Source organism: Pseudomonas lundensis (genome assembly GCF_002269125.1).
Classification (GTDB): Bacteria; Pseudomonadota; Gammaproteobacteria; order Pseudomonadales; family Pseudomonadaceae; genus Aquipseudomonas; species Aquipseudomonas lundensis_A.
Genome location: NZ_NQKI01000002.1, coordinates 1 through 13,076, shown reverse-complemented (window position 1 = coordinate 13,076; position 13,076 = coordinate 1). Strand labels below are relative to the sequence as shown.

Sequence of the window (13,076 nt, the reverse complement as noted above, 5' to 3'; positions counted from 1 at the left end):
AACGTACGACAGTCGGCATGCAGAAATGTGCCTGCCTGCCGATAACCCTATATAGCACTTAGCCTGCATACTCACTTGTCAGCACAGTGAGCATGATGCAACCTTGCCCGAACCGCAGTAACAGGCGCCAGCCCGTGCATAAACAGCATTTGTGAAGCGAGTTTCCCAATGAAAAGCCAACCCGATGCTGTCCCGCGAGCGGCAGCCGAGGTCGTCACCCAGTTACCTGTGCCTTCCAGGCTCGGGATGCTGCGTTTCGAGCGGCTTAATGACGCCAGTTGGGCACTGCTTTACCTGGACCCTAATTGCGAGCGCCAATTCGGCTTGCCAGCCGTCGAGCTTTGTTCGCTGCTGGGGTCGCCATATGCGAGCCTGATGGCACCGCAAGCGCGTTATCGGCTGCACGATGCAATCCAGCTCCAGCTTGGGGTCAACCCGTATTACGTGGTGCATTACACCTTGCACACCTCTCTGGGCGCGCTGAGCCTGATGGAACTGGGCGAGGCCTATAAACAACATAATCGCCACTTGCTGCGGGGTTACCTGCTGGTGGTTGAGTCGGCCATCAATAGCGCAGCGCCGGTGCCGCTGGATGATCTCGAAACCCAGAATTCCCGCTTGCAGATTGCCCTTGAGCTCAACCAGCGCGCCCAGCAAGAACAGCTTCAACATCTGGAGCGTGTGCGCGCTCAGCAAGATTTGATCCTGCGCCTGGCCCGCCATCGTTATAGCCAGAACAATTCCCTGCAAGAAGCCGCAGAGCTGATCACCCGCAGCGCCTGCGACATCTATCAGATCGACGGCGCCAGCCTGTGGAACCTCGAAGGCAACCGTCTGCTGCCTATCTCCGCTTACGAGCGCAACAGCAATGCCTACGTCGCTCACGAGATTTTCGACGCCAGCGACTTCCCGGATTACCTTGAGGCGCTGCACACCAGCCGTTCGATTGATGCGCAAAACGCTAACCGCGACCCGCGCACGCGAGAATTGGTTGCCAGCCTCAGCAGGGGCGAAGCTAGCGCCATGCTTGACGCCAGCATCCGGATTGATGGTCAGGTGGTTGGCGTGCTGTGCCTTGAACAAATCGGCAACACCCGCCTGTGGCAATCCGATGAAATTGCCTTTGCCGGTGAGCTGGCCGACCAGTTTGCGCAAGTGATCAACAACCATAACCGGCGAGCAGCCACCAATGCGCTGCATCTGTTTCAGCGCGCCGTGGAGCAAAGCGCCAACGCTTTTTTACTGGTCAATTGTGATGGCGTAGTGGAGTACGTGAACCCCAGTTTTACGGCCATCACCCAGTACAGCACTGAAGAAGTTCAAGGGCACAAACTCTCCGAATTGCCCGCCCTGGAAAACCTCAGCGAACTGTTGTTCGACGCGCGGTCAAGCCTGAGCAAAAGCAACAGCTGGCAAGGCGAATTCAAGAGCCGCCGTAAAAACCTGGAGCCCTACTGGGGACAACTGTCGATTTCCAAGGTTTATAGCGACAACCGCGAGTTGACGCATTACATCGGCATTTACGAAGACATTACGGAGTCCAAGCTCGCTCAACAGCGCATCGAGCGACTGGCTTACACCGACAACCTGACGAATTTGGGCAATCGCCCCGCTTTCATTCGCAATCTGGATGAACGCTTCAATCGCAACCACGATGCCCCCCTTTGCCTGCTGTTGGTGGACATCGACAATTTCAAACGCATCAATGACAGCCTCGGTCACCAGACCGGCGATAAATTGCTAATCAGCCTCGCACGCCGCCTGCGTAACAGCCTGAGCCCCAGCGGAAGCCTGGCGCGGTTTGCCAGTAATGAGTTCGCGGTGCTGCTCGACGACACCGACCTTGAAACCGGCCAGCAGATTGCCAGCCAGTTGTTGATGACACTCGACAAACCCATGTTCGTCGACAACCAGTTAATCAGCGTGACCGGCTCGGTAGGCGTGGCCAGCGCACCGCTGCACGGCCGCGACCCGCAAACCTTGATGCGTAACGCAGGCCTTGCCCTGCACAAAGCCAAAGCCAATGGCAAACATCAGGTTCAGGTGTTTACCGAAGCGCTGAACGCCGAAGCCAGCTACAAGCTGTTCGTCGAAAACAACCTGCGCCGCGCCCTGACCCAAAACGAGCTTGACGTCTTTTACCAGCCCAAACTGTGCCTGCGCACGGGCCGGTTACTGGGGATGGAAGCGTTGCTTCGCTGGAACCACCCGGAGCGCGGCATGATCCGCCCGGACCAGTTCATCAGCGTGGCCGAAGAAACCGGCCTGATCATCCCTATCGGCAAATGGATTGCACGTCAGGCCTGCCGCATGAGCAAGCAGTTGAGCGCCGAAGGCCTGGGCAACCTGCAAGTCGCCATTAACCTGTCGCCCAAGCAGTTTTCCGACCCCGACCTGGTTGCCTCGATTGCCAGCATCCTCAAGGAAGAACAACTGCCCGCCAATTTGCTGGAGCTGGAACTGACCGAAGGCCTGCTGCTCGAAGCCACCGAAGACACTCACCTGCAGCTCGACCAACTGAAAAAACTGGGCCTGACCCTGGCCATGGACGATTTCGGTACGGGCTACTCATCGCTCAGCTACCTGAAGAAATTCCCGATCGACATCATCAAAATCGATCGCAGTTTCATTAATGAGATCCCCGACAACCAGGACGACATGGAAATCACCTCCGCCGTGATCGCCATGGCGCACAACCTCAAGCTCAAAGTCGTGGCCGAGGGCATTGAAACCGCCGAGCAACTGGCCTTCTTGCGCCGCCATCGCTGCGATGTGGGCCAGGGCTACCTGTTTGACCGGCCGATTCCTGGCAGCGAACTCGTGGAAAAACTCAAACGCTACCCGCGTGGCCCTCTGGACTGACAGCGCCGCAACACTCGGGCACACTGGCGGTCTACATTTTTACAAACTGACTGAGAGGGCTTGAAACATGGTCTTGCGCTCGGAAATCCTGGTGAATAAAAACGTGCTACCTACCCCTGAACAAGCCCTGCCGGGCCGTGAAACGCCTATGGTGCTGCCCGAAAAGCATTTCGTGTTCAAAGACACCCCGCTGCTGGGCCCTTTTTTTATTGGCAATGTCGGCTTTGCCATTTTCGGCCTGGGTTGTTTCTGGGGCGCGGAACGCAAGTTCTGGCAGAAAGATGGCGTGGTCAGCACCGTCGTGGGCTATGCGGGCGGCTCCACCCCTAACCCGACATACGAAGAAGTGTGCTCGGGCCTGACTGGCCACACAGAAGTCGTGCTGGTGGTCTACGACCAGGACAAGGTCAAGTACGACGCACTGCTGAAAATGTTCTGGGAACTGCACGACCCGACTCAGGGCATGCGCCAGGGCAACGACATCGGCACCCAATACCGTTCGGTGATCTATTGCACCACGCCTGAACAACTCGCAGCCGCCGAGGCCAGCAAAAAGGCCTATCAGGCCGAACTGGACAAAGCAGGTAAAGGCACCATCACCACTGAAATTGATGAGGCTCCGACGGTGTACTTTGCCGAGGCTTATCACCAGCAATACTTGGCCAAAAACCCTGATGGCTATTGCGGGATTGGCGGCACAGGCGTGACTTGCCCAATTTGAAGCCCCGCTCCCGACGCCGCATGGCTCAGCTCGTCAGCGGCTACAGAAACGCATGATCTGTAGCCGTTGCCGAGCTGCGTGAAGCGGCGATTCGCTCCACCGCCGCTGGCTGCTCCAGCCACAACGCACCGCCCTCCCCGTCAGTGCGGGCGGGCGATGACTTATTCTGCGATCAACCATTCCATCTGCCAGCCACCCTGGGTTTGCCCCAGCTTTTTGGCCAACCATGGCAACAGTTCACGCAGTTCCTCTTCCAGGCCCCAAGGCGGGTTGGCAATCGCCAAACCCGAACCATTCAGGCTGTTTGGCGTGTCGAGGGGATGTACAAACAACTCCACCTGCAAAAGTTTCGGCGCGCCTGAACCTGCCAGATCCTGATAAAAACGACGCAGCTGGCGTTTGTCCTTGATCGGGTACCAGATGGCCACAACCGTCTGACGCATCCGGCTGATCGCATCTTTCAACGACTCGGCGCAGCGTTTCATTTCATCAAGCTTTTCAAACGGCGGGTCAATCAGCATCAACCCGCGTTTTTCGGCCACTGGCAGCAGCGCACGCGGGACGTGCCATCCTTCCCCCAGATGCACGGCGACCCGACGATCACCCTTCATGTTGTCTTTGAGCAACACGCCATCTTCCGGGTGTTTCTCGTTCAACAACACGCGGTCCTGGGACCGGGTCAAACGTCGTGCCAACTCAGGTGAACCAGGGTAGTAACGCAACTCACCGTCCGGGTTCATCGCGTGCAGCACTTGCATGTAGTCCGCCGTCACGGCGGGCAAGTCTTTTTGCCCCCACAAACGTGCAATGCCCTCCAGATACTCACCGGTGCGATTGGCCTGATCCCCTTGAAGATCGTACAAGCCAATGCCCGCATGGGTGTCCAGATAGGCAAAGGGCTGCTCTTTACGCGACATCAAGGCGATGAGACGGGTCAAAACAATATGTTTAAGGACGTCGGCATGGTTGCCGGCGTGGAAGGCGTGACGATAGTTCATGGTTGCTCCTGCGCAGGGGGCGAAGTTTACCCTGTGCAGCCCATGTCGTCAGGCGTTATGCCACCCCCCGCGCCCGACGGTGTTACCGGTCAAATGGCTTGGGGTTCAAGCACCAGTTGCTGAAAGCTTGGCGCATCGTTATGCCAGGCAATTGAAAAGCTTTGATCGGCATCCGCAACCACGACGGTTCCGTCCAGTACCTCAACCCGAATCCCATAGTGCCCTACACCGTCAGGGGTATGTTCATCATCGAAATTGAATGCAAAATTCCAGGGCTCTCTGATTGATGTGGGTTCACTGATCATGCCGAGTTGCTTGCGAATACCGTTGGGTAAAACGATAAACAGCTGAATCGTCCATACATACTGGCTCTGGAACTGAAACGGTATTTTATGCAGCGAGATATCACCGCGAATGACTTTCCGGCCCATCAACACACTCCTTGAGTTGACGCTCATAAGCGAGCGTTGAGACAAGGCTAGACGTGGAATGAAGCGTTAAAACAGGCTCAGACGTTTCCTCGTCACCACCAGGAATCCTCTTACAGAATGCCTTCTTCAATTTCCTGCCAAAGAATCACTCGCATAAAAAAACGGCCCGCCTCCAAAAGAGACGGGCCGTTTTCAGGAACAGTGCCGCGAGCCGAAGCTCAATGCACTTAACGGTTTAGCTTGAAGTCTTTCTCGGCAGCGTCGAAGCGCTCGACCATCTTCGTGCTAGGGCCTTTGCCCATGACGCTGACCGCCAGAATAGCGATGCTGGCGAAGATGAAACCCGGGATGATTTCGTACAGACCCAGCAGCTCGAAGTGCTTCCACACGATGACCGTAATGGCGCCCACCACGATACCGGCCAGCGCACCGTTACGGGTCATGCCTTTCCACAGCACGGAGATCAGAACCACAGGGCCGAACGCGGCGCCGAAGCCTGCCCATGCGTAGCTCACCAAGCCAAGAACGCGGTTATCAGGGTTGGCAGCCAGCGCGATGGCGATCAATGCCACCACCAGGACCATGGCGCGACCGACCCATACCAGTTCTTTCTGCGACGCATTTTTGCGCAGGAAGGCTTTGTAGAAGTCTTCGGTCAGGGCGCTGGAACACACCAGCAACTGGCAGCTCAAGGTGCTCATCACGGCAGCCAGAATAGCCGACAGCAACACACCGGCAATCCACGGATTGAACAGCAACTTGGCCAGTTCAATGAACACACGCTCAGGGTTTTCAGTCACGGGACCGGCCACTTCCGGGTGCGCCGAAAAGTAAGCGATACCGAAGAAGCCCACGGCAACCGTACCGGCCAGGCACAGGATCATCCACGCCATGGAGATACGACGCGCTTTGGCGATCGACTTCACGGAGTCTGCGGCCATGAAGCGCGCCAGAATGTGCGGCTGGCCGAAGTAACCCAACCCCCAGCCCATCAGCGAGATGATGCCGATGAAGGTCGTGCCTTTAAGCATGTCGAAGTTGCTTGGGTCTTGGGCTTCGATTGCCAAAAAGGTGGTGTCCACGCCGCCGGTCGCCAACAGCACGATGATTGGCGTCAGGATCAACGCGAAGATCATCAGGGTGGCCTGAACGGTATCCGTCCAGCTTACAGCCAGGAAACCGCCGACGAAGGTGTAAGCGATAGTCGCTGCTGCGCCTGCCCACAGTGCGGTTTCGTACGGCATGCCGAAGGTGCTTTCAAACAGACGGGCACCGGCCACAATGCCGGAAGCGCAGTAGATGGTGAAGAACACCAGAATCACGATGGCAGAAATAATCCGCAGCAGGCCGCTTTTGTCTTCAAAACGGCTGGCGAAGTAATCCGGAAGGGTCAGTGCATCGCCGTTGTGCTCGGTCTGAACCCGCAGGCGACCCGCCACAAACAGCCAGTTCAGGTAGGCACCGGTCACCAGACCGATGGCAATCCAGCTTTCCGACAGGCCGGAAACATAAATCGCACCCGGCAAACCCATCAACAACCAGCCGCTCATGTCCGAGGCGCCAGCGGACAAAGCCGTCACAACGCTGCCCAAGCTACGGCCGCCGAGAATGTAATCAGACAGGTTGTTGGTGGAGCGATAGGCCATGAAGCCAATCAGCACCATTGCCACGATATAGATCACGAACGTGATCAGGGTTGGGTTACTAACACTCATTGAATTAAGCCCTGGCATTGTTTTTATGTTTAGCAGCGGTCTGGTGGGACGCTCACAAACGTCCTGTTTGAGACGAAGAACATAGCCGCGCATTTATAACTGACGTTTCCCCAGGAAAATCATCAGCCGATGAACCCAACAGTGAAGAGGTTGCACCTTAGCGGCGAATGCTATGCAACAAAGCAAATCAGGTGCAACCAGTTTTTGTCTGACAAGTTGCACCTTGTCGCCTTTTCGTCTCAATTCGGTTTTTTTGCTCCTTTTCGGAGCAAGAACCGCACTTAAGCAAAGAAAAAGCACCAACCCTGTGCAAAAAAATACGGGGCATGAAAATACCTGACGAACTGTCGAACAATCCTCAAAAAAACGGGTTGCACTAGGTTGCACCTCGATGTGCGCAGAGCTAATCTTGCCGCCAGCTGCTGCCGCGCAAATGCGGCACCCATGAGGATAAAAATATGGCTACCACCACCCTTGGGGTCAAACTTGATGACCCGACCCGCGAGCGCCTGAAGGCCGCCGCGACTTCGATTGATCGCACGCCACACTGGCTGATCAAGCAGGCAATCTTCAATTACCTGGAAAAACTCGAGGGTGGTGCAACCCTGACCGAGTTGAGCGGTATCCCTGGCGCGGCCAGCGATGACGCCGACGACGTGCAAGCCGATCACGCGCACCAGTGCTTCCTGGAGTTCGCAGAAAGCATCCTGCCGCAGTCCGTACTGCGCGCCGCCATTACTTCTGCCTACCGTCGCCCGGAACCTGAAGTGGTTCCGATGCTGATCGAGCAGGCCCGTCTGCCTGCGCCGATGTCCGAGGCTACGCAAACCCTGGCTGCGTCGATTGCCGAAAAACTGCGCAACCAGAAGAGCGCCGGTGGCCGTGCAGGTATCGTTCAGGGCCTGCTGCAAGAATTCTCCCTGTCGTCCCAGGAAGGCGTGGCCCTGATGTGCCTGGCCGAAGCACTGCTGCGCATCCCGGACAAAGGCACCCGTGACGCCTTGATTCGCGACAAGATCAGCACGGGCAACTGGCACCCGCACCTGGGCAACAGCCCGTCGCTGTTCGTCAACGCCGCGACCTGGGGCCTGTTGCTGACCGGCAAGCTGGTATCGACTCACAACGAAGCAGGCCTGACCTCCTCCCTGAGCCGCATCATCGGTAAAAGCGGCGAGCCGATGATCCGCAAGGGCGTCGACATGGCCATGCGCCTGATGGGCGAACAGTTTGTAACCGGCGAAACCATCGCTGAAGCGCTGGCCAACGCCACGCGTTTCGAAGCTAAAGGCTTCCGTTACTCCTACGACATGCTGGGTGAAGCTGCACTCACCGAGCTTGACGCGCAAAAATACCTCGCGTCCTACGAGCAGGCGATCCATTCGATCGGCAAGGCTTCGAACGGTCGCGGCATTTATGAAGGCCCTGGCATCTCGATCAAGCTGTCGGCCCTGCACCCGCGTTACAGCCGTGCCCAGTACGAGCGCGTGATGGACGAGTTGTACCCGCGCCTGCTGTCGCTGACCTTGTTGGCCAAGCAATATGACATCGGCTTGAACATCGACGCCGAAGAGGCTGATCGCCTTGAGCTGTCGCTCGACCTGCTGGAGCGCCTGTGCTTCGAACCACAGCTGGCTGGCTGGAACGGCATTGGCTTTGTGATTCAGGCTTACCAGAAGCGTTGCCCGTACGTGATCGACTATGTGATCGATCTGGCACGCCGCAGCCGTCACCGCTTGATGATCCGCCTGGTAAAAGGCGCGTACTGGGACAGCGAAATCAAACGCGCCCAAGTTGAAGGCCTGGAAGGCTATCCGGTCTACACCCGCAAGGTGTACACCGACGTGTCCTACCTTGCCTGCGCGAAAAAACTGCTGGCCGTACCAGAAGCCATCTACCCCCAATTTGCGACCCACAACGCCCAGACACTTTCGGCTATTTACCACATCGCCGGTCAGAACTATTACCCTGGCCAGTACGAATTCCAATGCCTGCACGGCATGGGTGAGCCACTGTACGAGCAAGTGGTCGGCAAAGTGTCCGAAGGCAAGCTGAACCGTCCTTGCCGCGTGTACGCACCGGTCGGTACGCACGAAACATTGCTGGCGTATCTGGTACGTCGTCTGCTGGAAAACGGCGCCAACACGTCGTTCGTTAACCGCATTGCCGACCACAGCATTTCGATTCAGGAACTGGTGGCCGACCCGATCGCGCAGATCGAGCAAATGGCTGCGCAAGAAGGCGGCTTCGGCTTGCCTCACCCGCGCATCCCGTTGCCGCGTGATCTCTATGGCAGCGAGCGCGCCAACTCCAGCGGCATCGACATGGCCAACGAACACCGCCTGGCCTCGTTGTCCTGCGCCTTGCTAGCCACGGCCCACAACGACTGGAAAGCCGCGCCGATGCTCGGCTGCGCGTCCAGCACTGAAACCCCGGCCCCTGTGCTCAACCCGTCCGATCTGCGTGACGTGGTTGGCCACGTGCAAGAAGCCACCGTTGAAGATGCCGACAACGCAATCCAGTGCGCCCTGAACGTCGCGCCGATCTGGCAGGCTACCCCGCCCGCCGAACGCGCTGCCATTCTGGAGCGTGCTGCCGACTTGATGGAAGCCGAGATCCAGCCACTCATGGGCCTGCTGGCGCGTGAGGCGGGCAAGACCTACGCCAACGCCATCGCTGAAGTCCGAGAAGCCGTCGACTTCTTGCGCTACTACGCGGTACAGGCACGCAACGACCTCACCAACGATGCCCACCGCCCTCTGGGCCCAGTGGTGTGCATCAGCCCGTGGAACTTCCCGCTGGCCATTTTCAGCGGTCAGGTGGCTGCCGCTCTGGCCGCCGGTAACCCGGTACTCGCCAAACCTGCCGAGCAAACTCCGCTGGTGGCGGCACAAGCTGTGCGCATCCTGCTGGAAGCCGGTATCCCTGAAGGCGTATTGCAACTGCTGCCGGGCCGTGGCGAAACCGTCGGTGCCCGCCTGGTGGGTGACGATCGCGTCAAAGGCGTGATGTTCACCGGTTCCACCGAAGTCGCCCGTCTGCTGCAACGCAACATCGCGGGCCGCCTGGATGCTCAGGGCCGTCCAATCCCGCTGATCGCCGAAACCGGTGGCCAAAATGCCATGATCGTCGACTCTTCAGCGCTGACCGAACAAGTGGTCATCGACGTGGTGTCCTCGGCCTTTGACAGCGCCGGTCAGCGTTGTTCGGCTCTGCGTGTCCTGTGCTTGCAGGAAGATTCGGCTGACCGTGTCATCGAAATGCTCAAAGGTGCCATGGCCGAATCGCGCATGGGCAACCCTGAGCGCCTGTGCGTGGACATTGGCCCGGTGATCGACGCCGAAGCCAAAGCCGGTATCGAAAAACACATTCAGGGCATGCGCGACAAAGGTCGCAACGTGTACCAGATGGCAATTGCCGACATCGAAGAATGCAAGCGCGGCACCTTCGTCATGCCGACCCTGATTGAGCTGGAAAGCTTTGACGAGCTGGAACGCGAAATTTTCGGCCCGGTGCTGCACGTGGTTCGTTACAAGCGCAAAGACCTTGACCAGTTGATCGCGCAAATCAACGCGTCGGGCTACGGCCTCACGCTGGGCGTGCACACACGTATCGACGAGACCATCGCCAAAGTGGTCAACAGTGTCCATGCGGGGAACGTCTACGTGAACCGCAACATCGTCGGCGCGGTGGTCGGTGTGCAACCGTTTGGCGGTGAAGGTTTGTCAGGCACTGGCCCGAAAGCCGGTGGTCCGCTGTACCTGTTCCGCCTGCTGTCGACGCGTCCGGGCAATGCCATTGAGCAATCGTTCGCAAAAGTCGACGCCATCAGCGCGCCAGACACCCAGGCCCGCGACGCCTTGAGCAAACCGCTCAAAGCCCTGCAAGCCTGGGCAGAAAGCAATCAGCAGGCAACACTGGCCGAATTGTGCAGCGAATTCGGCACCCATTCGCAAAGCGGTATTACCCGCCTGTTGAATGGCCCGACGGGCGAACGCAACAGCTACGCCATCCTGCCGCGTGAACACGTGCTGTGCCTGGCCGACACTGAAAGCGACCTGCTGACTCAACTGGCAGCCGTTCTGGCGGTGGGTAGTTCGGCGGTTATCCCGCAAAGCGAATTGGCCAAAACCTTGTTGGCCCGTTTGCCAAAAGAAGTACAGGCACGCGTCAAACTGGTCGCTGACTGGACCAAGGACGATGTGATCTTCGACGCTGTGCTGCACCATGGCGACTGTGACCAACTGCGCGATGTGTGCCAGCAAGTGGCCAAACGTGCGGGCGCTATCGTCGGCGTGCAAGGTCTGTCCCAGGGCGAAACCAACATCGCACTGGAACGCTTGGTGATTGAGCGTGCATTGAGCGTCAACACCGCTGCGGCGGGGGGTAACGCAAGCTTGATGACCATCGGTTGATGCATTAACCGAAACTTGAAAAACCGGGCACCTGTGAAGGTGCCCGGTTTTTTATTGCCCGTGAACAATCAGTCAGGCCAACGAACGCTTCTATTCAACGGGCATGTAAACCGCAAGTGACGCTATCAAGATCAACAGCACCCAGACTACGCCTCCGCCCACTGCACAGAGACCCTCGACAAAGCTCAGTGCATGGTTCTTTTTGCCCTGAAGGTCGTTGTGGAGAAAGTTGATGGCCTTTTGAGCCCCTACCAGCGCCCAGCAACTGGCCACCAATAACACAGCGTTGAGCGCAACGAGGATAAGTTCAGGCTCCACCAGCAGGGTGAAGCTCGAAACGATCCAAGCGGTATAGAGCACGATGCAGCGGCTTATCGGATGCCACTCATAATCGCGACCGGACTCAACGAGTGCGCGTTGAACGTTGCTGAAGAGTGAAAAAACATACAACAGACCCACAATGCTTCTAAAGGCAGGCCAAATATTTGCCCCGGTCGAACGCTTGTAGTGCGTCCACTGCAGATAGGACCACGCCACCAAATACCACCCATGGTGATGACGCACATAAAGAGGAACTTTTTGATCGAAACCACATAAAACGCAGCGGGTTTGGTGCCAGCGAGTGCTGTGTCGTGAGTCATGAGGGGATCCTGACAAATGGAAAGCGGCGACATTGCGCCGTTCAGCAACCCCGAAGAATCGTCCCGCTCCGAAATTTATGCAGGACAAATCCCACTCATTAGGAGGACTCGGCTGTTGAGTCCGAACCCGGTGACGGGAACTCAGGCCTCATATCCCTATGAGTGGAATTTGGACGCGGTGCGCTCATGCCTTGGGCTCCTCAACGTAGCCGCTGCGGGCTAGCGCCTGTTCGGCGGCCTGGGTAATACGTTGGGTCGGCGTGAGTGAGGACGGTCGGGTCAGCAGCCCGGCGATGTCGGGATGGGACTCCAGCGCGTCATCACCCAATAACACCTGCACATTGGCGTACAGGCAGATGTCGTGTTCGCTGTTGAACCCCAATGCATAAGCGTCCTCGGTCACCTGGCGAATCCACTCCCAGCGTGTTTGCGCGTCTTGGCCGATTGGCAGGTTCGGGAATTCTTCCTGCACATGTTCATGCAGGCTTCTCCATGTAGCCCGCAGACGCACCTCATCGAGCAAAGCCACCTGGCGCTCACACAAGGCATAAGGTTGCGCCGTCAAGGGCTGCGGTGTGTCACCGCTGCGCACGTGGTGGTGCCACTTATTACTGATCGCATCCGGCAGCACCACCTGCTCCATAGGCCCGAACACGTGCGTGCACTGCGTAGCGGCAGCATGGGTGAGCAAGGCATGCATGACGGCGGGATCGGCCACCCGCAACCAGACGTTCGGCCCGTGCGGGTATTGCGCATTCAGCAGCGCACGCAAATGACAGATGACCTCGAATGCGCTGGCACGGCTGAAAATCAGATAGCCCCACTCTTCAGCAATGTGCGAAAAATAAGGACGCAAACCGGGCATTTGCGGCCCATCCAGCGTGATCAGGCAAGGAGACACAAGGTTGCAGGACGCCAGCGGTGTGCTGGCATACAGCAGTTGGAAATCCGGGGCACCAAACCACTCGTGCAAGCGGACTCGCAGGTTTTGCACACTGATGCCATCCAGCAACAAGTAGGCATTGCCTTGCCAGGGCAGGTCGCGAGGCAATGTGTCAGGCGTCAGCATGCGCACCTCCCACTGAAAGGGGTTTTTTAAAAATTTCGCATTGCGGGCACGCAGGTGCCTTGAGGTACAACGCTTGCAACTGAGTCGCCGGGTCCAGCTCAACACTTTGCAAGCCCTTTACCTCGCCCGGCGCTAGCGGCAGGGCTGGCGTGCCCGGTATCGGCACGCCCCCCAACTGGATCGGTGTGCTGCAAAAAATGCCCGCCGCATTGATCACGAGATGATGA

General features: G+C 57.8%; 8 protein-coding genes and 1 pseudogene. 3 read left to right on the top strand and 6 right to left on the bottom strand.

Annotation, left to right across the window (positions count from 1 at the left end):
• The first annotated feature begins 168 nt into the window (after positions 1–168).
• Both CJF39_RS01815 and msrA read left to right on the top strand, forming a co-directional pair.
• Positions 169–2,862: a putative bifunctional diguanylate cyclase/phosphodiesterase gene (locus tag CJF39_RS01815; RefSeq protein ID WP_094991896.1), complete on the top strand. Its 2,694-nt coding sequence runs from the start codon at positions 169–171 to the stop codon at positions 2,860–2,862.
• A 67-nt stretch (positions 2,863–2,929) separates the two neighbouring features.
• The gene (msrA, locus tag CJF39_RS01810; RefSeq protein WP_094991895.1) at positions 2,930–3,583 is read left to right on the top strand and encodes a peptide-methionine (S)-S-oxide reductase MsrA; all 654 of its coding nucleotides are present in this window, start codon (positions 2,930–2,932) and stop codon (positions 3,581–3,583) included.
• Between the two features lie 161 nt (positions 3,584–3,744).
• Here the strand turns inward: msrA and CJF39_RS01805 are convergent, their stop codons facing one another.
• The 3 genes from CJF39_RS01805 to putP all read right to left on the bottom strand — a co-directional run bounded on the left by CJF39_RS01805 (position 3,745) and on the right by putP (position 6,727).
• Positions 3,745–4,581 (bottom strand): 23S rRNA (adenine(2030)-N(6))-methyltransferase RlmJ, encoded by an 837-nt coding sequence (locus CJF39_RS01805; RefSeq protein ID WP_094991894.1) that lies wholly within the window; start codon positions 4,579–4,581, stop codon positions 3,745–3,747.
• An 89-nt stretch (positions 4,582–4,670) separates the two neighbouring features.
• Entirely contained in the window at positions 4,671–5,012 is a 342-nt protein-coding gene (locus tag CJF39_RS01800; RefSeq protein WP_094991893.1) for a hypothetical protein, read from the bottom strand.
• 227 nt (positions 5,013–5,239) lie between these two features.
• Entirely contained in the window at positions 5,240–6,727 is a 1,488-nt protein-coding gene (gene putP, locus CJF39_RS01795) for a sodium/proline symporter PutP (RefSeq protein ID WP_094991892.1), read from the bottom strand.
• Positions 6,728–7,185: 458 nt separating this feature from the next.
• Between putP and putA the strand changes: the two genes are divergently transcribed.
• On the top strand, positions 7,186–11,139 hold the full coding sequence (putA, locus tag CJF39_RS01790; protein WP_094991891.1) for a trifunctional transcriptional regulator/proline dehydrogenase/L-glutamate gamma-semialdehyde dehydrogenase: 3,954 nt from the start codon (positions 7,186–7,188) through the stop codon (positions 11,137–11,139).
• A gap of 90 nt (positions 11,140–11,229) precedes the next feature.
• Here the strand turns inward: putA and CJF39_RS22730 are convergent, their stop codons facing one another.
• The 3 genes and pseudogenes from CJF39_RS22730 to CJF39_RS22940 form a co-directional block, all read right to left on the bottom strand.
• Entirely contained in the window at positions 11,230–11,868 is a 639-nt protein-coding gene (locus tag CJF39_RS22730; protein WP_141232159.1) for a hypothetical protein, read from the bottom strand.
• A 96-nt stretch (positions 11,869–11,964) separates the two neighbouring features.
• A complete protein-coding gene (locus tag CJF39_RS01780; RefSeq protein ID WP_094991889.1) occupies positions 11,965–12,849 on the bottom strand; it encodes a DUF4123 domain-containing protein in 885 nt (294 codons plus the stop codon).
• Positions 12,836–13,076, bottom strand: a pseudogene (locus CJF39_RS22940) (type VI secretion system tip protein VgrG); the annotation flags it as partial. The gene CJF39_RS01780 and the pseudogene CJF39_RS22940, both read right to left, overlap by 14 nt.